Raw genomic sequence first — 23,669 nt, forward strand, 5'->3', positions numbered from 1 at the left:
CGCAGCCGCCCTGCTTTTTACAGGTACTGCCCGGTGTTGGCCACCGTGTCGATGGAGCGTCCGGTGTCCGCGCCCTGCTTTCCGGTGATGAGGGTGCGGATGTAGACGATCCGCTCGCCCTTCTTTCCGGAGATCCTGGCCCAGTCGTCGGGGTTGGTGGTGTTGGGCAGGTCCTCGTTCTCCTTGAACTCGTCCACGCATGCCTGGAGGAGGTGGGAGACGCGGAGGCCCTTTGCGTTGTGGTCGAGGAAGTCCTTGATCGCCATCTTCTTGGCGCGGCCCACGATGTTCTCGATCATGGCGCCGGAATTGAAGTCCTTGAAGTAGAGGACTTCCTTGTCGCCATTGGCGTAGGTCACCTCAAGGAAGCGGTTCTCCTCGGATTCCGCGTACATGTGCTCGACGGCCGTCTGGATCATGCTTTCGACGGTGGTCGTCTTGCTGCCACCGTGCTCGCCGACGTCGTCGGCGTGCAGGGGGAGGCGCTCGGTGAGGTACTTGCCGAAGATGTCCTTGGCGGCCTCGGCGTCGGGACGCTCGATCTTGATCTTCACGTCGAGGCGGCCGGGGCGCAGGATGGCGGGGTCGATCATGTCCTCGCGGTTGGAGGCGCCGATCACGACCACGTTCTGCAGACCTTCGACACCGTCGATCTCGGCGAGCAGCTGGGGGACGATGGTGTTCTCCACGTCCGAGCTGACACCGGAGCCACGGGTGCGGAAGAGGGACTCCATCTCGTCGAAGAAGACGATGACGGGGGTGCCCTCGCTGGCCTTCTCACGGGCTCGCTGGAAGACGAGCCGGATCTGGCGCTCGGTCTCGCCGACGTACTTGTTGAGGAGCTCGGGGCCCTTGATGTTCAGGAAGAAGCTCTTGCCGGCGGCCTGACCGGTGACCTCGGCGACCTTTTTGGCCAGCGAGTTGGCGACGGCCTTGGCGATGAGTGTCTTTCCGCATCCGGGGGGTCCGTAGAGCAGGACGCCCTTGGGCGGGCGCAGTTCGTGCTCCTTGAAGAGGTCCGGGTAGAGGTACGGCAGCTCGACCGCGTCGCGGATGGCTTCGATCTGGCCGCCCAGGCCGCCGATCTGCTCGTAGCCGATGTCGGGGACCTCTTCGAGGACGAGTTCCTCGACCTCGCTCTTGGGGACGATCTCGTAGACGTAGCCGGAGCGGGGTTCGAGCAGGAGGGCGTCGCCGGGGCGGATGGTGACGTCCAGCAGCGGCTCGGCGAGCCGTACCACCCGTTCCTCGTCGGTGTGCCCGAGCACCAGGGCTCGTTCGCCGTCCTCAAGGATCTCCTTGAGGGTGACGATGTCCCCGGCGCGCTCGAACTCCATGGCTTCGACCACGTTGAGCGCTTCGTTGAGCATGACTTCCTGGCCGCGCCTGAGGTCGTCGAGTTCGACGCTCGGGCTGACGTTGACCCGGAGTTTGCGGCCGCCGGTGAAGATGTCGGCGGTGCCGTCTTCGTTGGCCTGCAGGAAGACTCCGAAGCCGGCCGGCGGCTGTGCGAGCCGGTCGACTTCTTCCTTGAGGGCCACGATCTGGTCGCGGGCCTCGCGGAGGGTGTTGGCGAGTCGCTCGTTCTGGGCGGACACGCCGGCCAGGTTGGTCTGCAGCTCGACGATCCGCTCTTCGAGAATCCTCGTGTGTCGCGGAGAGTCGGCGAGCTTGCGTCGCAGGACGGCGATCTCCTGCTCAAGGTAGGCAATCTGCCCGGCGGGGTCGTCGGACCCTCGTCCCGGGCGGATGCCGCGGTTCATGTCGTCGTCGTGGGCTGCCACGGTCCTCACCTCCTCCAAGGGGAGCTGGACGCTTCCAGACCCTACCTGGGTGGGTGTCGATTGAAACCCCTAGATCACAAAGACTGTAGGGGTGTGTCCGATCTTCACCCTTGCGCTCTCCCTCACGCCAGGGGAATACCCACCGAACACGGTGGGGAAGCGGGCGGAGGTAGGGTCAAGGTGTTCAACACCCGTCAGGGCCTGGAAGGTTCCCGAAAGGTCCGGCGAAGGAAAAGGGCAGGAGAGATGACCGTGCAGCAGGACGTCGCCGGCGCCGGTGAGGCGCTGGAGGTCTGGATCGATCAGGATCTGTGCACGGGCGACGGGATCTGTGTGCAGTACGCGCCCGAGGTGTTCGAGCTGGACATCGACGGTCTGGCGTATGTGAAGAGCCCCGAGGACGAGCTGTTGCAGGAGCAGGGGGCGACGACGCCGGTGCCGCTGCCGTTGCTGACGGACGTGGTGGACTCGGCCAGGGAATGTCCGGGCGAGTGCATCCATGTCCGCCGGGTCGCGGACCGGGTCGAGGTGTACGGGCCGGACGCGCAGTGATCACCCCTGTGCGGTCTGTGATGTCTGTCTGATTTTTCACACCGTCCGGTAACCGGTGTCACACGCTGCGTGCTTCGGCGGGTGTCGAGCGCTCGAACGCGCCGTTCTTCCACTGCCATTTCACGCTGTCGGTGACGTCGGGGCAGCAGGTGGGCACGTCGGGTGAGGAGTAGCCGAGGAGCTCCGCGTGGACGGCGCCCCGTCGTACGGCGAGGCCGGTGACCTTCTGGCGGTCCTTGGGGTCGACGAGGGTGGCGACCACGCGCGCGTGTGCGGCGCCGGCGCCCTGGGTGAGGACGTAGACGGCGTCGGGCGGGGTGCTCATGCCGGCGTCGCAGTGCACGACGGCGATGGTCTCGGGCCTGCCGTCCCCGTCCAGGTCTCCGGTGGCTTTCCTGGCGACCACGAGTTTCACCGGACCGCAGTCCAGGGGGAAGTCGACTCCGGTGGTGGCGGGGGGCGCGGCGGCGGCCCGGGCGGTGCGGGGGGCGCTGCCGGGGGTCTGTGCGGCGGTCGCCGAGTCGGGCTGGACGACCGAGGAGAGCGCTACGACTCCGGCGACGGCGGTCGCTGTGGCGAGCCAGTGGATGGGGTGCGTGTGCGTGTGTGCCAGTTCCGGGACGGCGGAGTGCTGCACTAGGAGTGTCTCCCGTGAGGGCTGTGCCGGTGGGGGGGTGGCCTGCATGGTGCCACACGTCACAGCGTGGGGGAACGGCGGGGGTGGGAGTTGCGGCGGGGGCCGGTGGGGCGCTCCGGCGGGGGTCAACGAGGAAGCGCCGTGGCGGAGTTCCGGCTGGGCTGCGGGAACTCCGCCACGGCGCTGCGGCGTTGGACGGGGTGGGTGGCCGTCAGCGGCCGATGCCTCCGTCGGCGTTGGGGCCGGAGTAGTCCTCGCCGTAGGCGCCCTTGGCGGGGCGGCGGCGGCGCATGGGCGGCTCGACGCCGTCGGCGAGGCGGCGGGCGGTGAGGAGGAAGCCGGTGTGGCCGATCATGCGGTGGTCGGGGCGGACGGCGAGGCCCTCGATGTGCCAGTTGCGGATCATCGTCTCCCAGGCGGTCGGCTCGTTGAAGCAGCCGATCTCGCGGATGGACTCGACAGTCCGGGCGAGCTGGGTGGTGGTGGCGACGTAGCAGCACAGGATGCCGCCGGGGACGAGGGCCTTGGAGACGGCCTCCAGGCACTCCCAGGGGGCGAGCATGTCGAGGATGACGCGGTCGACGTCGGTGTCGGTCAGGTTGTCCTGGAGGTCGCCGACGGTGAGCTGCCAGGCGGGGTGGGGGCCGCCGAAGTAGCGCTCCACGTTCTGCTGGGCGATCTCGGCGAAGTCCTGGCGGCGCTCGTAGGAGTGCAGCATGCCCTGGTCGCCGATGGCGCGCAGCAGGAAGCTGCTGAGCGAGCCGGAGCCGACGCCGGCCTCGACGACGCGGGCGCCGGTGAAGATGTCGGCGAAGGCGAGGATCTGCCCCGCGTCCTTCGGGTAGACGACGGCTGCCCCGCGGGGCATGGACAGGACGTAGTCGGGGAGCAGGGGGCGCAGCGCGAGGTAGGCGACGTTTCCGGTGGTGCGGACAACGCTGCCCTCGGGAGCGCCGATCAGTTCGTCGTGCGGGAAGCTTCCTTTGTGCGTGTGGAAGTTCTTCCCGGCTTCGAGCGTGAACGTGTAGTGGCGGCCCTTGGGGTCGGTCAGCTGTACCTGGTCCCCGACCTTGAAGGGCCCGCGCCTGCGGGCGGCACCGGTCGGTTCGGACATGTGACCAGCCTACCGGGGTTTATGGGGGTCGCCGACCACGTGTCCGGTGCCGGCGGGGGCCGTCAGGAGGGGCGGGCCATGGCTTTGACGAAGGCGCGCTCGACGTCGGCGGCGGACAGGACGCCGTAGATCTCGCCGGTGTCCTCGACGACGAGGTATTCGGTGGCGGGGGTGGCACGCAGGACGTCGAGGAGGTCTTCGCCGGCGAGTTCGGCGGAGACGCGCATGCCGTCGGTGAGGTCCTGGGCGAGGCCGCTGACAGCGACCCAGGGACGGCGGTGTTCGGGGACGCCGACGATGGCGGCCTCGCGGACGAGGGAGACGGGGTGGCCGTCGGGGTCGACGACGACGAGGGCGCGGGCGCCGGCGGCGTTGGCGCGGCGCAGTGCCTCGGACAGGGGGGTGTCGGACTCGACGGGGACGGCGCGTCGGGTGAGGGCGCGGGCGCGCAGTTCGGGGAGGTGTTCGCGCAGGCGGGCGACGCGCAGGCTGTTGCCGGCGCCGGTCCAGATGATCGCGGCGAGGATCGCGGCGAGCAGGGCGTCCATGACGGTGTCCATGCCCACGTTGTCGACGGCGTCGGTGCCGAGGACGCCGGACTGGGTGAGCAGCGGCAGGCCGATGAGGACGGCGACGGCGAGGGCGCGGCCGACCCAGGCGGCGGCGACGGTGCCGCTCATGGGTTTGCCGGTGATCTTCCAGACGACGGCGCGGAGCATGCGCCCGCCGTCGAGGGGCAGGCCGGGCAGCAGGTTGAAGGCGGCGACGATGAGGTTGGAGATCATCAGGCCGGCCAGGAGGACTCCGGGGACCGTGCCGGGTTCGACGGTCTGCACGGCGGCGTAGAACACGCCGGCGAGGACGAGGGAGAGCAGGGGGCCGACGAAGGCGAGCCAGAACTCCCGGCCGGGGGTCTCGGCTTCCTTCTCGATCTCGGAGACACCGCCGAAGAACTGGAGCTGGATGCGGCGTACGGGGAGTTTGAAGCGGAGGGCGGCCACGGTGTGGGCGAGTTCGTGGACGAGGACGGAGGCGTAGAAGGCGACCGCGAAGAAGAGGGAGACGAGGTAGCGGGCGCCGCCGAGTTCGGGCAGGACGCGGTCGAGCTGGCCGCCGAACACCCAGGTGATCAGTGCGGCTACGAGGAACCAGCTGGGTGCGACGTACACGGGGACGCCGAAGGGGCGGCCCATGAGGATGCCGCCTCCGGGTTCACGCTGCCGCTTCGGGGGCTGTCCTTTGCCGGGGTCGGTCGCGGGTCGGGTTCCGTGCCGGTGCGCGGGGGTGGGTTCGGTGCCGCGTCGGTGCTCGGGGGCGGATTCGGTGTGGGCGAGGGTGCGGTGGGCGTGGGGGACGGGGTCGGGCTCGGACTCGGACTCGGGCCCGGCGGTCGGCTTCACGGGCTCGGAGTCGGTCTCCGGACTTTTGTCGGCCGGCTTCTCGGCCGCCGGCTTCTCCGACTTGTCCGTCTCCGGCTTCTCCGGACTCTCGGCCGCCGGCTTCGCGGGCTGGGGCTCGGTCGTCGGCTTCGGCGGCTCGGGTTCGTCCGCTTCGGCCGCCGGTTCGGAGTCCTCAGGAGTCGGCGCGGGGTCTTCGGAGGGCCGGTCCTGTGCGGGCTCCCGCTCGGCGGCGGTCGCGGCGTCCCCGGAGAGCTGGTCCTGTGCGGGCTCCCGCTCCCCGTCGGAGGCGTTCGCGGCAGGCTGGGGCGCGGGCTCCGTCGGCGTGGGGGCGACGGGGTCCGTGGGGGTGGAAGGCGGGGTCCTGTGGTTCGGCTGGTGCTCGGCCGTCTCGGTGTCGTCCGGCCGCGGCCGGCCGCTCCCGCCGCTCTCGTCCACGCTGTCCCCTCGTTCGAAGCGTTTTCCGCGCCTGCCGGGCGGAAGGGTCTGGGGTCGATGGTATGCGGCTCGCCCGGCACGTTCCGCCCCGGCACCCCCAGTCGCCCTCCCCGTCACAGGCGGCCCGCGTGGCCTTCACAACCGGCGCGCTCGGCTGTCCGCTCCCGCGACGGGGTCACTGTCAGTGGCGGGCCGTAAGGTTCTACGGCATGGAGAACAGCAGCGAGAGTGCGCGGCAGCCCGGGGCGACGGTGGGCGGTGGGGAGCCGGTGGCCGGCCCTGTTCCGGTCGCCGCGGTGATAGCGCCTGCCTCGTTGTCTCCGTCGCGGGCGAGCGACTTCATGCAGTGTCCGCTGCTGTACCGGTTCCGGGTGATCGACCGGCTGCCGGAGAAGCCGAGCGAGGCGGCGACCAGGGGGACGCTGGTGCATGCCGTGCTGGAGCGGCTTTTCGACGCCCCGGCGGCGGAGCGGACGGCGCCGCGCGCCAAGTCGTTGATCCCGGGGCAGTGGGACCGGCTGCGGGAGTCGCGGCCGGAGGTGGTGGAGCTGTTCTCCGACGATCCGGAGGGCGAGCGGCTCGCGCGCTGGCTGGGCGAGGCCGAGCGGCTGGTGGAGCGGTGGTTCACGCTGGAGGATCCGACGCGGCTGGAGCCGGCGGAGCGGGAGATGTTCGTCGAGGCGGAGCTTGAGTCGGGGCTCAGGCTGCGCGGGATCATCGACCGGGTCGACGTGGCGCCGACGGGTGAGGTGCGGATCGTCGACTACAAGACGGGAAAGGCGCCGCGGCCGGAGTACGCGGAGGGCGCGCTGTTCCAGATGAAGTTCTACGCCCTGGTGGTGTGGCGGCTGAGGAACGTGGTGCCCCGGCGGTTGCAGCTGGTGTATCTCGGCAGCGGGGAGGTGCTGACGTACGACCCGGTGCTCGCGGATCTGGAGCGGGTGGAGCGCAAGCTGCTGGCGCTGTGGGAGGCGATCCGGCTGGCGACGGAGTCGGGTGACTGGCGGCCGCGGCCGACGAAGTTGTGCGGCTGGTGCGATCACCAGGCGCACTGTCCGGAGTTCGGGGGCACTCCCCCGCCCTATCCGCTGCCGGTGAGGGCGGCTGAGGCGGCCGTGGTCGAGCAGGGCAGAATGGGGCCGGACTAGCGAAGGAGACTTACGTGGCCATCCGCGTCCTACTGGTCGACGACCAGCCGCTGCTGCGTACGGGCTTCCGGATGATCCTGGAGGCGGAGCAGGACATCGCGGTCGTCGGCGAGGCCGGAGACGGGCTCCAGGCCCTCGACCAGGTGCGGGCTCTGCAGCCCGATGTGGTTCTGATGGACATCCGCATGCCGCGGATGGACGGTGTGGAGGCGACCCGGCAGATCACCGGGCCGGGGCGGGACGGCCCGGCGAAGGTGCTGGTGCTGACGACCTTCGATCTCGACGAGTACGTGGTGGAGGCGCTGCGGGCGGGTGCCAGCGGGTTCCTGCTGAAGGACGCCCCGGCCAATGAGCTGGTGCAGGCGATCCGGGTGGTGGCGGCGGGTGAGGCGATGCTGGCGCCGAGCATCACGCGTCGGCTGCTGGACAAGTACGCCACGCATCTGCCGTCAGGTGACGAGCCTGTGCCGGACACGCTGCACACGCTGACCGAGCGTGAGGTGGAGGTGCTGAAGCTGGTGGCGCGGGGGCTGTCGAACGCGGAGATCGCCGCGGATCTGTTCGTCAGCGAGACGACGGTGAAGACGCATGTCGGGCATGTGCTGACCAAGCTGGGGTTGCGTGACCGGGTGCAGGCCGCGGTGTACGCGTACGAGAGCGGTCTGGTGCGGCCGGGCGCCCAGCAGTGACGGTTGCCTCCGGCGGTTTGGCAGGGGGCTCTGAGGGGCGTTTCGTGAGGGGGTTCTGTGCGGGGCGTTCTGTGCGGGGCGGGTGCGGGCTGTGTGTGGCTTGTCGCGCAGTTCCCCGCGCCCCTTAAGGGCGTTGTCGCCCGGCGGCCCTTGGGCGTTGCCTGTGTGGTCTGGCGTGAGACACCCGTGGGCGCCCCTCTTTGGTGAGAAGAGGGGCGCCCTTCGGCGTAGTGCGGCCGGGCCTCGTCAGGCCTGGCCCTTGTTGAGCTCCCAGAAGCGGAAGACCGTGGAAGCGTCGAGGCAGTACTCCAGGCCGTAGACACCGTCGGCGACGACGGCGTACTGCTTGGCCTGCCAGACGGGCAGCAGGGGGATCTCGTCGGCGACGATCTGCTGGAGCTCGTCGAAGTCGCTCTCGGTGGCGGCGCGGTTGCTCTCGCCGGATGTGCGCGGGATGAGCGTGCCGCTGATGGTCTTGTTGGCGTAGTTGTTGTCGAGGACGTTGCCCGCGCCGAAGAAGGGTGAGGTGAAGTTGTCGGCGTCCGGGTAGTCGGGCACCCAGCCCTTGACGTAGACGCCGTACTTGCCGGCGGCTATGTCTTTCTCGTACTGCTCGAAGGCGACGGACTTGACGTCGGCGTCGAACAGGCCACTGTCGTTGAGCTGGTCGGCGATCGCCTTGAACTCCTGGTCCGTGGCGGGGCCGTAGCGCGACGGGGTGGACCACAGGGTCAGCTTGACCTTGTCGGTGATGCCGCCCTCGCGCAGGGCCGCCTCGGCGCGGTCGGGGGACGGGCGGGCGCCGTAGGTGTCGAAGAAGGCGGTGCTGTGGCCGTCGATGCCCGCCGGGATGATCGAGTAGAGCGGGGTGGCGGTGCCCTCGTAGACGTCGCTGATGAGGGCGTCGCGGTCGAGGAGGAGGGCGATGGCCTTGCGGACGGGGAGCTGTCCGGCGACCGGGTCGTCCATGTTGAAGACCAGGTGCTGGACCTCGGCGCTGCTGCCCTCGACGACCTCGACGCCGGTGCCGTCGGAGGAGGCTTCCATGTCGGCGATGTCGCCGGCGCTGAGGCCTCGGTAGGCGATGTCGACCTCGCCCTTCTGCAGGGCGGCCTTGAGGGCCTTCTGGTCGCCGTGGAAGAACTTGAGGGTGATGCCGGCGTTCTGGACGTCGGCGGTGCCCTCGTAGTTCTCGTTGACGGAGAAGACGGCTTCGCCCTCGCTGTAGGAGTCGAGCTTGTAGGGGCCGGAGCCGCTGGCCCTGCCGTCCTCACGGAGCTTGCCGTCGTCGTACTCGCGGTGGTTGACGATGGACCCGGCACCGGAAGCGATCTTGCTGGGGAAGGTGGCGTCGGGGGCCTTGAGGTGGAAGACGACGGTGTTGTCGTCCAGGGTCTCGATGGTGTCGAGGCCGGAGAACATGATCGCGGGGCCGGCGTCGTCGTTGATCTTCAGCAGGCGGTCGAAGGAGTACTTGACGTCCTCGGAGGTGAGGCTGTCGCCGTTGCTGAACCTCAGGCCGTCCTTGAGGGTGCATTTGTAGACGGTGGCCTGGTTGTCGGAGAAGTCGCACGTGTCGGCGAGCTCCGGTTCGGGCGTGGTGCCGCCCTTGGGGAAGCTGAGCAGGGACTGGAAGACGTTGTTGAACAGCAGCCACGAGCCGGGGTCGTAGCCGGAGGCCGGGTCGGTGGCGAGGACGTCGTCGGACATCCCCATGACCACGGTGGCGCCGGAACCACCCAAGTCGCCGGAGCCCGAGCCGCAGCCGGTCAGCAGGCCGGAGGCCAGCCCCGCCACGATGGGCAGGACCGGCCAGTGGTTGCGCATGTTCACGTGCTTGTGCCTTGTCGTCGTTCGCGGATTGTTCCGGTCCGGCGCCCCGGTACGGATCCCCGGGGCCACCGTCCCGGCCCCGGGATTACGCGAGTGCGTCAGCCGCTCACACCACGGCTGAGCTCCCACAGCTGAAGGGTCGAGGAGGAGTTGAGGACGTATGCGGTGCCGGAGATGTCGTCGCTGGTGGCGACGTACTGCTTGCCCTGCCACAGCGGCAGCACGGGGACGTCCTCGGCGACGATGTCCTGGATCTCCGTCAGGCTCGCCGCGGCGGCGCCCCGGTCGGCCTCGCGGCGGCTCTCCGGGATGAGGGTGTTGCGGATCTGGCTGTTGGCGTAGGGGGACTTCAGGAAGTTGTCGGCGTCGAGGAACGGCGCGATGTAGTTGTCGGCGTCGGGGAAGTCGGGGAACCAACCCATGCCGTAGACGTCGTAGGAGCCCTTGCGCTGGGCGGGGACGAAGCTGTCCCAGGCGGTTCCCTTGATGGAGACGTCGAACAGGCCGCTGTCGTTCAGTTGCCCCCGCAGAACCTCGAACTCGCGCTTGGTGGCGGCGCCGTAGTGGTCCGTGGTGTAGTGCAGGGTCAGCTTCACCGGGGTGCTGACGTCGGCGTCGGCGAGGAGGTTCTCGGCCTTGCTGACGTCGGGGTCTCCGTACTTGTTGAAGAACGAGTTGGAGTGGCCGGTGATGGTGGCCGGGACGAGCGAGTAGAGGGGCTCGGCCTGGGAGCCGTAGACCTTGGAGACCAGTTCGCCGCGGTTGATGACCTGGGCCATGGCCTGGCGTACGGCCTTGTCGCGGACGCTGGGGGCGTCGGTGTTGAAGGCGAGGTAGCGGATCTCCAGGCCGGGCATGTCGAACAGCTCGGTGTTCTCGCCCGGGTCGACGCTGAGCCGCTGGATCTGCTCCGGGGTCATGCTGCGGGTCATGAGATCGATGTCCCCCTTCTTCAGGGCGCCATCCATGGCGGAGGCGTCCTTGAAGGACCTCATCTCGATCTTGTCGTTGCTCAGGCTGAGAGCACCCTTGTAGTGGGTGTTCTTGGTGAACACGGCCTTGACCATCTCGTCGTTCACGACTTCGGCCGTGAGCGTGTACGGGCCGGAGCCGGTCACGTCGAAGCCGTCGCGGAGCTCGCCCTTGTCGTAGTCGGCGGGGTTGACGATGCCGGCGACGGGGGTGGACAGCTTGTACGGGAAGGTGGCGTCGGCGGTCTTGAGGTGGAAGACCACCTCGCGGTCGCCCTGGGTCTCGACCGTGTCGATCTCGGACAGCAGGGCGAAGACGCCGGAGTCGGCCTTGATGGACCGGGCGCGGTCGATGGAGAACTTGACGTCCTTCGCGGTGACGGGGGTGCCGTCGGCGAAGCTGAGGTCCTCGCGGAGCTTGCAGGCGTAGCGCTCGTTGCCGGTGTCGGTGAAGGTGCAGCTCTCGGCGGCCTCGGGGACGGGCTCGCCCTCGCCGCGGGGCTGGATCATCAGGGTCTGCACGGTCTGGCGCAGGATGTTCCAGCTGCCGACGTCGTAGGCGTAGGCGGGGTCCAGGGGCGCGGGGGCGTCGTCGGTGGCGATGAACCGGTCGGTGGTGCCGACGGCGATCGTGCCGCCGCTGTCGCCCTCGCCGTCGGTCCCGCCGCAGGCGGCGAGGACCGGCGCGAGTAGGCCGATGACGGCCGGCAGCACCAAAGTCTTGCGGTTCATGCTGGTGTTACTCCACTGCTGTAGGTCCGTGCTGCGCGCGAGCATAGGGGTGGTGTCGCGGGAATCACGGGGAAGGGGGGTGATGTTCTCGCGACGAGATTAATGCGCATTGCAGGGGGTTCGCGGCCGCCGGAGGGGGCTTGTCCATCACGCTGCGAAACCGGGCGTGGACACACCGAAAACCCGACAGTGGAAGGTTTCGTACAGGGTCTCCCCAATCCGGACACAAGGGCCGGTCCATGGGGCGGAAAGCGGGGCGGATGACACACGTCAACCCCCTGTCGAGCCGCTCCGGGGTGGTGAACGTCACATCGCCGACGGCGTTCACACCAGCCGGATTTCGGCCATCCGGCTGGAGTGACCCCCCAGTTGGGGGCGGCTTTGCAGTGCCGGTGAATTCGCCTTAGCGACAGGCCGCAACCGGGTGTGTCGGCGGGCCGCGACGCCGTGCGAGGGGTCAGGCCGTCGCTGTGATCAGTCCGCGCAGGAAGGCCAGGTCGACCTCTTCGAGGGAGTTGACGACCGTGCGGCGGGCGGCCGGGGCGATGGGGGCCAGGGACGGCACGGCCACGACGTGGCAGCCGGCCGCCTCGGCAGCGGCGACGCCGGTCGCGGTGTCCTCGACGACGGCGCATCTGGCAGGGTCCACACCGAGTCCGGCGGCCGCGAACAGGTAGGGCTCGGGGTGCGGCTTGGTCCGCGGGACCTCGTCGCCGGCGACGCTGAGCCGGAAGTGCTGGGGGCCGAGCGAGGTCAGCACCCGGTCGATGATGCGCCGGTGGGAGGCGGAGACCAGGGCGGTGGGGATCTCGTGCGCGGCCAGCTCGGCCAGCAGCCGGGCGGCGCCGGGCATCAGCGGCAGGGCACGGGAGATGCGGTCCTCGAAGCCCTCGTTGAGCCGCACGGTCAGCTCGGCGAGGGTGACGTCCGCGCCGGTCGCCTCGATGAGGAACCCGGCACTGCGGGTCATCGGCCCGCCGACCACGACATGGCGCCAGGAGTCGTCGAGGGTGTGGCCGAGGCCGGCGAACACCTCGACCTCGACGTCCCACCAGAACCCCTCGGTGTCCACCAGGGTGCCGTCCATGTCGAGAAGCACGGCCTGCAGGGCTGAGCCCTCCGCCGTGCGGGTGCCGAGTGCGGGGACCGTGGTGGTCATCCGGCGTACCTCCTTGAGGGACCAGCAGGCCGGTTCCCCTGCGGGAACCGGCCTGCTTGGACCGACAAGTGTACGTCTCACGTGCGGCGAGTGCCTCGTTTAAAGGGGGTGGGTGAGGGCACTCCACTGATACGCCGGGGGCCGCTGAGGCGTGCCTCCACGAGGCCTGTGGGGCGGCTGGAAGGGCACGGCCGGCGGCCTCAGCGGGCGTTGAAGTACTTCGCCTCCGGGTGGTGGATGACGATCGCGTCGGTGGACTGCTCGGGGTGCAGCTGGAACTCCTCGGACAGCTTGACGCCGATGCGCTCGGGCTGGAGCAGGTCGGCGATCTTGGCGCGGTCCTCCAGGTCGGGGCAGGCGCCGTAGCCGAGGGAGAAGCGGGCACCCCGGTACTTCAGCTCGAACATGCCTTCGATCTCGGTGGGGTCCTCCCCCGCGAAGCCGAGTTCGCCGCGCACCCGGGCGTGCCAGTACTCGGCGAGCGCCTCGGCGAGCTGGACGGACAGGCCGTGCAGTTCGAGGTAGTCGCGGTAGGAGTTGGACTCGAAGAGCCGTGCGGTCTCCTCGCCGATGCGGGAACCGACGGTGACCACCTGAAGTCCGACCACGTCCGTCTCGCCGGACTCCTCCGGGCGGAAGAAGTCGGCCAGGCACAGCCGGCGGCCGCGGCGCTGGCGGGGGAAGGTGAAGCGGGTGAGCTCGTTGCCCTGCTCGTCGAGGATGATCAGGTCGTCGTCCTTGGACACGCACGGGAAGTAGCCGTACACGACGGCCGCCTCCAGCAGGTTCTCGGTCTGCAGCCGGTCCAGCAGGCCGCGCAGCCGCGGGCGTCCCTCGGTCTCGACGAGTTCCTCGTAGGTCGGCCCGTCGCCCTTGCGTGTCTGCTTCAGGCCCCACTGGCCCTTGAACAGGGCGCCTTCGTCGAGCCAGGAGGCGTACTCCTTGAGCTGGATGCCCTTGACGACGCGGGTGCCCCAGAAGGGCGGGGTGGGGATGGGGTTGTCGACGGCGACGTCGGAGCGGACGTGGCCCTCCTCGGGGCGCTCCTCGACGGCGACGGCGGTCGTGGCGCGGACCCGGCGCTGCTTGAGCTCGGGCAGCTTGGCGCCCGGCACTCCGCGCTTGACGCCGATCAGGGCGTCCATCAGGCGCAGGCCCTCGAAGGCGTCGCGGGCGTAGCGGACCTCGCCCTCGTAGATCTCGTGCAGGTCCTGCTCGACGTAGGCACGGGTGAGGGCGGCGCCGCCGAGGATGACGGGGTAGTCGGCGGCGAGGCCGCGGGAGTTGAGCTCCTCCAGGTTCTCCTTCATGATCACGGTGGACTTGACCAGGAGGCCGCTCATGCCGATGACGTCGGCCCTGTGCTCCTCGGCGGCGTCCAGGATCGCGGAGACCGGCTGCTTGATGCCCAGGTTGACGACGTTGTAGCCGTTGTTGGACAGGATGATGTCGACGAGGTTCTTGCCGATGTCGTGGACGTCGCCGCGGACGGTGGCGAGCACGATGGTGCCCTTGCCCTCCGCGTCGGACTTCTCCATGTGCGGTTCGAGGTGGGCGACCGCGGTCTTCATGACCTCGGCGGACTGCAGGACGAACGGCAGCTGCATCTGGCCGGAGCCGAACAGTTCGCCGACGACCTTCATGCCGTCCAGGAGGGTCTCGTTGACGATGTCGAGCGCCGGGCGGGTCTCCAGGGCCGCGTCGAGGTCGGCCTCCAGGCCGTTCTTCTCGCCGTCGATGATGCGCCGCTTGAGGCGCTCGTCCAGCGGGAGGGCGGCCAGTTCCTCGGCCTTGCCGGCCTTGAGGGACTTGGCGGTGGCGCCCTCGAAGAGGGCCATCAGCTTCTGGAGCGGGTCGTAACCCTCGGCGCGCCGGTCGTGGATCAGGTCGAGGGCGGTGTTGACCTGCTCCTCGTCGAAGCGGGCGATGGGCAGGATCTTGGAGGCGTGGACGATCGCGGAGTCCAGGCCCGCCCTGACGCATTCGTCGAGGAAGACGGAGTTCAGCAGGATGCGGGCGGCCGGGTTGAGGCCGAAGGAGATGTTGGACAGACCGAGGGTGGTCTGCACGTCGGGGTGGCGGCGCTTGAGTTCGCGGATCGCCTCGATGGTGGCGATGCCGTCCTTGCGGGACTCCTCCTGACCGGTGCAGATGGTGAAGGTCAGGGTGTCGATGAGGATGTCCTCCTCACGGATGCCCCAGTTGCCGGTGAGGTCGTCGATGAGCCGCTCGGCGATCTCGACCTTCTTCTCGACGGTGCGGGCCTGGCCCTCCTCGTCGATGGTCAGGGCGATCAGTGCCGCCCCGTGCTCCTGCGCCAGGCGGGTGACCTTGGCGAAGCGGGACTCGGGGCCGTCGCCGTCCTCGTAGTTCACCGAGTTGATCACCGCACGGCCGCCGAGCTTCTGCAGGCCGGCCTCGATGACGTCGACCTCGGTGGAGTCCAGCACGATGGGCAGGGTGGAGGCGGTGGCGAAGCGGCCGGCGAGTTCCTCCATGTCGGCGACGCCGTCGCGGCCGACGTAGTCCACGCACAGGTCGAGCAGGTGCGCGCCCTCGCGGATCTGTTCGCGGGCCATCTCCACACAGTCGTCCCAGCGGGCTTCCAGCATGGCCTCGCGGAACTTCTTGGAGCCGTTGGCGTTGGTGCGCTCGCCGATGGCCAGGTACGAGGTGTCCTGGCGGAAGGGCACGGTCTGGTAGAGGGAGGCCGCGCCGGCCTCGGGGCGGGGGCTGCGCTCCGCGGGGGTGAGTTCGCGGACGCGTTCGACGACCTGGCGCAGGTGCTCGGGGGTGGTGCCGCAGCAGCCGCCGATCAGGGACAGGCCGTAGTCGCGGACGAAGTTCTCCTGCGCGTCGGCCAGCTCGGGCGCGGTCAGCGGGTAGTGGGCACCGTCGGAGGTGAGCACGGGCAGGCCGGCGTTGGGCATGCAGGACAGCGGGATGCGGGCGTTGCGGGCGAGATAGCGCAGGTGCTCGCTCATCTCGGCGGGGCCGGTGGCGCAGTTCAGGCCGATCATGTCGATGCCGAGCGGCTCCAGGGCCGTCAGGGCGGCGCCGATCTCGGAGCCGAGCAGCATGGTGCCGGTGGTCTCGACGGTGACGGAGACGATCAGCGGCACGTCGTAGCCGGCGGTGGCCATGGCACGGCGGGCGGCGATGACGGAGGCCTTGGTCTGCAGCAGGTCCTGGGTGGTCTCCACCAGCAGGGCGTCGGCGCCGCCGGCGAGGAGTCCCTCGGCGTTCTTCTGGTAGGCGTCGCGGATCGCGGTGAAGGTGGTGTGGCCGAGGGTGGGGAGCTTGGTGCCCGGACCGATGGAGCCGAGGACCCAGCGCTGCTGTCCGGTGCGCGCGGTGAACTCGTCGGCCACCTCGCGGGCGATGCGGGCGCCGGCCTCGGACAGTTCCTCGACGCGTTCGGCGATGTCGTACTCGCCGAGGGCGCTGAGGTTGGCGCCGAAGGTGTTGGTCTCGACGCAGTCGACGCCGGCCCCGAAGTACGCCTCGTGGACAGAGCGCACGATGTCGGGGCGGGTGACGTTGAGGACCTCGTTGCAGCCCTCGAGGTTCTGGAAGTCCTCCAGGGTCGGGTCCTGGGCCTGGAGCATGGTGCCCATGGCTCCGTCGGCGACCACCACACGGGTGGCGAGCGCCTGGCGGAGCGCGGACGCGCGGGTCCGGCTGTCGGCGGAAGGGGTCGGCGGCACAGACGCCATGAAGGGCTCCCTCGGGTGCGACGGCTGTCGGCTTTGCGCCCCTTGCGATGAAGCCCATGGGGAGCTTCCCGAGGAGGACGCACTCCGCCAGCGTAGCCGGGAGCATACGAACGTGGTCAGGGACGTCCACCACCCGGACGAGAGGGCGAGCGGCGGCTTCTGCTTCAGTTCGTGAGGACCCCGCAGGTGACGGGCGGGGTGGGTGTGGCTCACCATGTGGCGACCGAGCGGCCACCGAGCCGCGAACCTTGTGGCATCCGAGTGGCGCGCGAGTGGCATCCGAGCCGCGAGCGAGTTGCGGCCGAACATTAGCGGTGAGTCGGCATGGACCGGTAGTGTTCGGCATTGCCGAACGATGGACAATGTCGAGCGGCAACGACGCCGGACGACGGCGGTGGCGCCGGAGAACGACCGGGAGTGTCACGGCTCGACGGTCGAAGGGGACGGAGGCAGGACGGCGATGGCACGGAACATCCAGTCGCTGGAGCGGGCTGCGGCCATGTTGCGCCTGCTCGCGGGCGGCGAGCGGCGACTGGGCCTGTCGGACATCGCCTCCTCGCTGGGCCTCGCCAAGGGGACAGCGCACGGGATCCTGCGCACCCTCCAGCTGGAGGGCTTCGTGGAGCAGGACGAGGCGTCGGGCCGCTATCAGCTGGGCGCGGAGCTGCTGCGCCTGGGCACGACCTATCTGGATGTGCACGAGCTGCGGGCGCGGGCGCTGGTGTGGACGGACGATCTGGCCCGTTCCAGCGGCGAGAGCGTGTATCTGGGCGTCCTGCACCAGCACGGCGTGCTGATCGTGCATCACGTCTTCCGTCCGGACGACAGCCGGCAAGTGCTGGAGATCGGGGCCATGCAGCCGCTGCACTCCACGGCCCTGGGCAAGGTGCTGTCGGCGTACGACCCGGTGGCGCACAGCGAGGCGATCGAGGCCGACCGCAAGGCCTTCACCGACCGCACGGTGTGTGAGCTGGACGCCTTCGAGCAGATCCTCGACATCTCACGCGCGCGTGGCTACGCGGCGGACGTGGAGGAGACCTGGGAGGGCGTGGCCTCCGTGGCGGCGCCGATCCACGACCGGCGGCGCATGCCGGTGGGCGCGGTGGGCATCACCGGCGCGGTGGAGCGGCTGGCGCGCGACGGTGAGCTGCGCCCCGAGCTGATCGCGGCGGTACGGGACTGTGCTCGCGCGGTGTCGCGGGACCTGGGCGCGGGCCGCTTCTGAGCCGCGCCCGCGCGACACCGCGGGGACCGGGCGGCGCGGGCCGCCGTCGAGTCAGCCCCGCAGCACTGCGGCGGGCGCCGGGCGCCGGGCGCACATGAACCACGCCCGCGCGGGGGATCGACGGGTCCAGGCACGGGCCACTTCCGAGCCGCGCCCGCGCGACACCACGGGGACCGGGCGGCGCGGGCCGCCGTCAAGTCACTCCCGCAGCACTGCGACGGGAGCCGGGCGCCGACCGCCCATGAACCACGCCCCCGCGGGGGTCGACGGGCCCAGACACGGGCCTCCTCCGAGCCGCGCCCGCGCGGGCTCGCCAGGTCCAGGCGCGGGCCTCTTCCGAGCCGCGCCCGCGCAGAGTCGCGGGACCCGGCCGCCCACCCCTCCCGAGCCGCACCCGCACCCGCACCCGCACCCGCACCCGCACCCGCACAGAGTCCCAGAAGCCCGGCGCCGGCCCCTCCCGAGCCGCACCCACACCGGAAGCCCAGCGCCGGCCCCTCCCGAGCCGTGCCCGCGCGAAGTCACGCGATCCGGGCGTCAGGCGCCTCTGAGCTGCACACGCAGGGCGAGTCAGGACCTCCGGGACCGCGGCGCCAGTACGGCGTTCCGGTCTGCGGCCTACCCTGAAAACCCGATCAAAATGGGCATAGCGCTCGAATCAGCACAGACACCAACACAAGATCGATACGTCGAGTCGATCAATAACGATCGAGTTTTCGATAACGGAACTCTTGACGCACGCGTAACGCCGGAGCAAGACTCCCGTCCATCGGTCGGCATTGTCGAACACCTACCGGCAATACGCGCTAGAGTGTGACAACGCCAAGGGACCGGCCAGCTCTCACCCCCGAGGGCGCGGCAACCCCCGAAGGGACTCGGGGTGCTGCTTCCCTGGACGAAGGACAAAGGAGTCGCGGGTGTCCAGCTCCGACATCTTCATCGGCGAGACCATCGGTACCGCCATACTCATCCTGCTCGGCGGTGGCGTGTGCGCCGCCGTGACGCTGAAGGCCTCCAAGGCCCGCAACGCCGGCTGGCTCGCCATCACCTTCGGGTGGGGTTTCGCCGTGCTCACGGCGGTCTACACCTCGGCGCCGCTGTCCGGCGCTCACCTCAATCCGGCTGTCACCCTCGCACTCGCGATCAAGGACAACGTCTGGGACAACGTCGCCACCTACTGGGGCGGGCAGATGCTCGGCGCGATGATCGGCGCCACCCTGGTCTGGGTCGCCTACTACGGGCAGTTCCAGGCGCACCTGACCGACAAGGAGATCGTCGGCGGTCCGGGCGCGCAGGCCACGGCCACCAAGGCCGTCGAGGCCCAGGAGAAGGGCGCCGGCCCGGTCCTGGGTGTCTTCTCCACCGGTCCTGAGATCCGCAACGCGGTGCAGAACCTCGCCACCGAGATCCTCGGCACGACCGTGCTGGTGCTCGCCGTTCTCACCCAGGGCCTTAACGACAACGGCAACGGCCTCGGCATCCTGGGCGCACTGATCACCGCGCTCGTCGTCGTCGGCATCGGTCTGTCGCTGGGCGGCCCGACGGGCTACGCGATCAACCCGGCCCGTGACCTCGGTCCGCGCATCGTGCACGCCCTGCTTCCCCTGCCCAACAAGGGCGGCTCCGACTGGAGCTACGCCTGGGTCCCGGTCGTCGGTCCGCTGATCGGCGCGGCGATCGCCGCAGGCATCTACAAGGTCGCGTTCGCATAACCGAGCCGCCGCAAGAGCCAAGCTTCCTCGACAGGCACTTCGAGCTCGACAGCACGCGCCGTACGTAAAGCCCCGTAACCAAGGACTCCCAGGAGCACACAGTGACCGACGCCCACGCCGGCCCGTTCATCGCCGCCATCGACCAGGGCACGACCTCCAGCCGCTGCATCATCTTCGACCGGGACGGCCGTATCGTCTCCGTCGACCAGAAGGAGCACGAGCAGATCTTCCCGAAGCCGGGCTGGGTCGAGCACGACGCGACCGAGATCTGGACCAACGTCCAGGAGGTCGTCGCCGGAGCCGTCGAGAAGGCCGGCATCACCCGTGACGACATCAAGGCCATCGGTATCACCAACCAGCGCGAGACCACCGTGCTGTGGGACAAGAACACCGGTGAGCCCGTCCACAACGCCATCGTCTGGCAGGACACCCGCACCGACGCCCTGTGCAGGGAGCTGGGGCGCAACGTCGGCCAGGACCGCTTCCGCCGGGAGACCGGTCTGCCGCTGGCGTCCTACTTCGCCGGTCCGAAGGCCCGCTGGCTGCTGGACAACGTCGAGGGCCTGCGCGAGCGCGCCGAGGCCGGCGACATCCTCTTCGGCACCATGGACACCTGGGTCATCTGGAACCTGACCGGTGGTGTCGACGGCGGCAAGCACTACACCGACGTCACCAACGCCTCCCGCACCATGCTGATGAACCTCCACACGCTGGAGTGGGACGACAAGATCGCCGAGTCGATCGGCGTGCCGCTGGCGATGCTGCCGGAGATCCGCTCCTCCGCCGAGGTCTACGGCGAGATCACGGGCGGCAAGCTGGGCGACCTGCTCGGCGGCATTCCGGTCGCCTCCGCGCTGGGCGACCAGCAGGCGGCCCTGTTCGGCCAGACCTGTTTCGCCGAGGGTGAGGCCAAGTCCACGTACGGCACCGGCACGTTCATGCTGATGAACACCGGCGAGAAGATCATCAACTCCTACTCGGGCCTGCTGACCACGGTCGGCTACCGGATCGGCGACGAGCAGCCGGTCTACGCCCTGGAGGGCTCGATCGCCGTCACCGGTTCGCTGGTGCAGTGGATGCGCGACCAGATGGGCCTGATCTCCACGGCCGCCGAGATCGAGACGCTCGCGCTGTCGGTGGAGGACAACGGCGGCGCGTACTTCGTGCCGGCCTTCTCCGGTCTGTTCGCCCCCTACTGGCGCTCCGACGCCCGCGGTGTCATCGCCGGTCTGACCCGGTACGTCACCAAGGCGCACCTGGCGCGTGCCGTCCTGGAGGCCACGGCCTGGCAGACCCGTGAGATCACCGACGCCATGACGAAGGACTCCGGCGTCGAACTGTCCGCCCTCAAGGTCGACGGCGGAATGACCTCCAACAACCTGCTGATGCAGACGCTCTCGGACTTCCTGGACGCACCCGTGGTGCGCCCGATGGTCGCCGAGACCACCTGCCTCGGCGCCGCCTACGCCGCCGGTCTCGCCGTCGGCTTCTGGACCAGCACCGACGACCTGCGCGCCAACTGGCGCCGGGCCGCCGAGTGGACCCCCCGCATGGACGCGGACACCCGCGACCGTGAGTACAAGAGCTGGCTCAAGGCCGTCGAGCGGACCATGGGCTGGCTCGAGGACGAAGACTGACGAGGAGTAAGAAACCCCATGACCACGCAGTCCACCCTGCAGTCCGTGCCCGCCCTGGGAACTCGCCCGGCCTCCGGCTCCCACCCGAGCCGCGCCGAGACCCGGGAGCAGCTCTCCAAGGCGTCGTACGACCTTCTCGTCATCGGCGGCGGCATCCTGGGCATCTCCACCGCCTGGCACGCCGCGCAGTCCGGCCTCAGGGTGGCTCTGGTCGACGCCGGCGACTTCGCCGGCGCCACCTCCTCCGCCTCCTCCAAGCTGCTCCACGGCGGTCTGCGCTACCTGCAGACCGGCGCGGTGAAGCTGGTGGCGGAGAACCACTTCGAGCGCCGTGCGGTCTCCCGTCAGGTGGCCCCCCACCTGGCGAACCCGCTCACGTTCTACCTCCCCGTGTACAAGGGCGGGCCGCACGGCGCCGCGAAGCTCGGGGCGGGCGTCTTCGCCTACTCCGCGCTCTCCGCGTTCGGTGACGGCGTCGGCCACCTCCTGTCCCCCGCGAAGGCGGCGCAGGACGTGCCGGAGCTGCGTACCGAGAACCTCAAGGCCGTCGCCGTGTACGGCGACGACCAGATGAACGACGCGCGCATGGCGCTGATGACGGTCCGCGCGGCCGTCGAGGCGGGCGCGGCCGTGCTCAACCACGCCGAGGTCACCGGCCTGCGTTTCACCCAGGGCCGGGTGACCGGCGCGGACCTCAGGGACCGTCTGTCCGGTGACGAGTTCGGTGTCAGCGCCCGTCTGGTGCTGAACGCGACCGGCCCTTGGGTCGACCACCTGCGCCGCATGGAGGACCCGAATGCCGCCCCGTCCATCCGTCTGTCGAAGGGCGCGCATCTGGTCCTGAAGCGCACCGCCCCGTGGAAGGCCGCGCTCGCGACCCCGATCGACAAGTACCGCATCACCTTCGCCCTTCCGTGGGAGGACATGCTGCTGCTCGGTACGACCGACGAGGAGTACGAGGGCGACCCGGCCGAGGTCGCGGTCAACGACAAGGACATAGCGCAGATCCTGGACGAGGCCGCGTTCTCCATCCGCGACCAGCAGCTCGACCGGGATCTGATCACGTACTCGTTCGCGGGTCTGCGGGTACTGCCGGGCGGTCCAGGTGACACCGCGAAGGCCAAGCGGGAGACCGTGGTGACCGAGGGCCGGGGCGGGATGCTGTCCATCGCGGGGGGCAAGTGGACGACGTTCCGTCACATCGGCCGTACGGTGATGCAGAAGCTGGAGACGCTGCCGGGCCGTCCGCTGGGCGAGGACTTCGAGCCGATCTCCTCGCTGCCGAAGAAGCTGCCGCTGCCGGGTGTCGCCAACCCGCGCGCGGTCGCCCACCGGCTGCTGACCGACCGCCCGGCGCCGGGTCCGCGGATGGGCGCCGACACCGCCAGGCATCTGGCCACGCACTACGGTTCGCTGGCCTTCGACATCGCCCGCCTGGCGAACGAGAGCCCCGAGCTGGCCGAGCGGGTCCACCCCGACGCGCCGGAGATCTGGGCGCAGGTCGTCTGGGCCCGTGACCACGAGTGGGCCGAGACCGCGGACGACGTGCTGCGCCGCCGCACCACCCTGACGATCCGGGGCCTGGCCACGGACGAGTTGCGGGGCAAGGTCCAGGACCTGCTCGACAAGAAGTAGGGCCGGACGAAGAGGGTCCGACGGCCGGACGGTCCTACGGAATGAAGGAGGCGGCTCCCCGCACGGAGCCGCCTCCTTGCCGTGTGCGGCGGTGTGCGGCAGTGGGCGCCGAGGTGGGCGCGATGGCGATCCTTTGATCGTTCCGGGGTGTTCGGGGGTGGCGAACGGGGCAGTGATCCGTTCACTCCCCCGTGCAAGGGGGCTGCGGGCGCCCCCGCCGAACGCCGTAAGGTTGGGACGACAAGCGAGGGCACATCGGAAGGAGGCGCTGGGTGATCGAGCTGGAGGGAGTTCCCGAGCTGATCGACCCAGTCATGGTGGCAGCGTTCGAAGGCTGGAACGATGCAGGCGACGCCGCCTCCACCGCGGTCGCGCATCTGGAGCGGGAATGGAAGGGCGAGGTGTTCGCGGCGCTGGACGCCGAGGACTACTACGACTTCCAGGTGAACCGCCCCACGGTGTTCATGGACGCCGGTGTGCGCAAGATCACTTGGCCGACGACAAGGTTGTCGGTCGTGCGGGTCGGCGGCGACAAACCGCGCGATCTGGTGCTGGTGCGCGGCATCGAACCGTCCATGCGGTGGCGGTCGTTCTGCAACGAGCTGCTCGGCTTCGCGCATGAACTCGGTGTGGAGCTGGTCGTGATCCTGGGCGCCCTGCTGGGCGACACCCCGCACACCCGTCCCGTCCCGATCAGCGGCACCACGTCCGACCCGGACCTGGCCCGCCGGATGGATCTGGAGGAGACCAAGTACGAGGGCCCGACGGGCATCGTCGGTGTGCTCCAGGAGGCGTGCACGCACGCCGGCGTTCCGGCGGTGTCGCTGTGGGCGGCCGTGCCGCACTACGTGTCGCAGCCGCCGAACCCGAAGGCGACACTGGCGCTGCTGAACCGGCTGGAGGACCTGATCGACGTGCGCATCCCGCTGGGCGAGCTGCCCGAGGACGCGCGCGCCTGGCAGGTGGGTGTGGACCAGCTGGCCGCCGAGGACAGCGAGGTCGCCGAGTACGTCCAGACGCTGGAGGAGGCGCGGGACACCGCGGATCTGCCGGAGGCGTCGGGCGAGGCGATCGCCCGGGAGTTCGAGCGGTATCTGCGGCGCCGGGACGGCGGCGGCTCGCCGGGCGGGCACGCCACGGACGGCGACGGCTCGCCCTACCGCCGGGACAGCTCCGGTGAGCGGACGCGGCCGCCGAAGCCGCCGAAGCCGGGTGCGGACGACGGGGATTCGGCGGAGGACTGACGGTCGAGGACCGAGGGGCGGTGCGCGCGCACCGCCCCTTTTTCCT

Annotated in this window: 16 protein-coding genes; 8 read left to right on the plus strand and 8 right to left on the minus strand. The window is 69.8% G+C overall.

Annotated elements, in window-relative coordinates; all coding sequences use genetic code 11:
• Positions 1 to 17 precede the first annotated feature (17 nt).
• The gene (gene arc, locus ABZZ79_RS17455; protein ID WP_356689788.1) at positions 18 to 1,784 is read right to left on the minus strand and encodes a proteasome ATPase; all 1,767 of its coding nucleotides are present in this window, start codon (positions 1,782 to 1,784) and stop codon (positions 18 to 20) included.
• Between the two features lie 246 nt (positions 1,785 to 2,030).
• Here arc and ABZZ79_RS17460 point away from each other — a divergent pair, with 246 nt between their 5' ends.
• Positions 2,031 to 2,336, plus strand: a complete 306-nt coding sequence (locus tag ABZZ79_RS17460) for a ferredoxin (RefSeq protein WP_356689789.1) — start codon at positions 2,031 to 2,033, stop codon at positions 2,334 to 2,336.
• Positions 2,337 to 2,394: 58 nt separating this feature from the next.
• On the opposite strand, the gene ABZZ79_RS17465 is transcribed toward ABZZ79_RS17460, so the two are convergent.
• The 3 genes from ABZZ79_RS17465 to ABZZ79_RS17475 form a co-directional block, all read right to left on the minus strand.
• Entirely contained in the window at positions 2,395 to 2,973 is a 579-nt protein-coding gene (locus ABZZ79_RS17465; protein ID WP_356689790.1) for a hypothetical protein, read from the minus strand.
• A 211-nt stretch (positions 2,974 to 3,184) separates the two neighbouring features.
• A complete protein-coding gene (locus tag ABZZ79_RS17470; protein WP_356689791.1) occupies positions 3,185 to 4,087 on the minus strand; it encodes a tRNA (adenine-N1)-methyltransferase in 903 nt (300 codons plus the stop codon).
• Positions 4,088 to 4,149: 62 nt separating this feature from the next.
• Positions 4,150 to 5,922: a site-2 protease family protein gene (locus ABZZ79_RS17475; RefSeq protein WP_356689792.1), complete on the minus strand. Its 1,773-nt coding sequence runs from the start codon at positions 5,920 to 5,922 to the stop codon at positions 4,150 to 4,152.
• 209 nt (positions 5,923 to 6,131) lie between these two features.
• On the opposite strand from ABZZ79_RS17475, the gene ABZZ79_RS17480 reads away from it, so the two are divergent.
• The gene (locus ABZZ79_RS17480; protein WP_356689793.1) at positions 6,132 to 7,070 is read left to right on the plus strand and encodes a RecB family exonuclease; all 939 of its coding nucleotides are present in this window, start codon (positions 6,132 to 6,134) and stop codon (positions 7,068 to 7,070) included.
• A gap of 14 nt (positions 7,071 to 7,084) precedes the next feature.
• On the plus strand, positions 7,085 to 7,759 hold the full coding sequence (locus ABZZ79_RS17485) for a response regulator transcription factor (RefSeq protein ID WP_356689794.1): 675 nt from the start codon (positions 7,085 to 7,087) through the stop codon (positions 7,757 to 7,759).
• A 246-nt stretch (positions 7,760 to 8,005) separates the two neighbouring features.
• Here ABZZ79_RS17485 and ABZZ79_RS17490 read toward each other — a convergent pair whose 3' ends face one another.
• The 4 genes from ABZZ79_RS17490 to metH form a co-directional block, all read right to left on the minus strand.
• Positions 8,006 to 9,592, minus strand: coding sequence for an ABC transporter substrate-binding protein (locus tag ABZZ79_RS17490; RefSeq protein ID WP_356689795.1), 1,587 nt, complete (start codon positions 9,590 to 9,592; stop codon positions 8,006 to 8,008).
• A 98-nt stretch (positions 9,593 to 9,690) separates the two neighbouring features.
• Entirely contained in the window at positions 9,691 to 11,295 is a 1,605-nt protein-coding gene (locus ABZZ79_RS17495) for an ABC transporter substrate-binding protein (protein ID WP_356689796.1), read from the minus strand.
• A 457-nt stretch (positions 11,296 to 11,752) separates the two neighbouring features.
• Positions 11,753 to 12,454, minus strand: coding sequence for an HAD family phosphatase (locus ABZZ79_RS17500; protein ID WP_356689797.1), 702 nt, complete (start codon positions 12,452 to 12,454; stop codon positions 11,753 to 11,755).
• Between the two features lie 200 nt (positions 12,455 to 12,654).
• The gene (metH, locus tag ABZZ79_RS17505; protein WP_356689798.1) at positions 12,655 to 16,170 is read right to left on the minus strand and encodes a methionine synthase; all 3,516 of its coding nucleotides are present in this window, start codon (positions 16,168 to 16,170) and stop codon (positions 12,655 to 12,657) included.
• A gap of 460 nt (positions 16,171 to 16,630) precedes the next feature.
• On the opposite strand from metH, the gene ABZZ79_RS17510 reads away from it, so the two are divergent.
• The 5 genes from ABZZ79_RS17510 (at position 16,631) to ABZZ79_RS17530 (ending at position 23,623) form a co-directional block, all read left to right on the plus strand.
• The gene (locus ABZZ79_RS17510) at positions 16,631 to 17,395 is read left to right on the plus strand and encodes an IclR family transcriptional regulator (RefSeq protein WP_356689799.1); all 765 of its coding nucleotides are present in this window, start codon (positions 16,631 to 16,633) and stop codon (positions 17,393 to 17,395) included.
• A gap of 917 nt (positions 17,396 to 18,312) precedes the next feature.
• Complete coding sequence (locus ABZZ79_RS17515; RefSeq protein ID WP_356689800.1) at positions 18,313 to 19,107, plus strand: MIP/aquaporin family protein; 795 nt, start codon at positions 18,313 to 18,315, stop codon at positions 19,105 to 19,107.
• Between the two features lie 101 nt (positions 19,108 to 19,208).
• On the plus strand, positions 19,209 to 20,744 hold the full coding sequence (gene glpK, locus ABZZ79_RS17520) for a glycerol kinase GlpK (RefSeq protein ID WP_356689801.1): 1,536 nt from the start codon (positions 19,209 to 19,211) through the stop codon (positions 20,742 to 20,744).
• Positions 20,745 to 20,762: 18 nt separating this feature from the next.
• A complete protein-coding gene (locus ABZZ79_RS17525; protein WP_356689802.1) occupies positions 20,763 to 22,379 on the plus strand; it encodes a glycerol-3-phosphate dehydrogenase/oxidase in 1,617 nt (538 codons plus the stop codon).
• 272 nt (positions 22,380 to 22,651) lie between these two features.
• Entirely contained in the window at positions 22,652 to 23,623 is a 972-nt protein-coding gene (locus ABZZ79_RS17530) for a PAC2 family protein (RefSeq protein ID WP_356689803.1), read from the plus strand.
• The last annotated feature ends 46 nt before the right edge of the window (positions 23,624 to 23,669 follow it).

The sequence above is a fragment of the Streptomyces sp. NPDC006458 genome, from assembly GCF_040612135.1.
GTDB lineage: Bacteria > Actinomycetota > Actinomycetes > Streptomycetales > Streptomycetaceae > Streptomyces.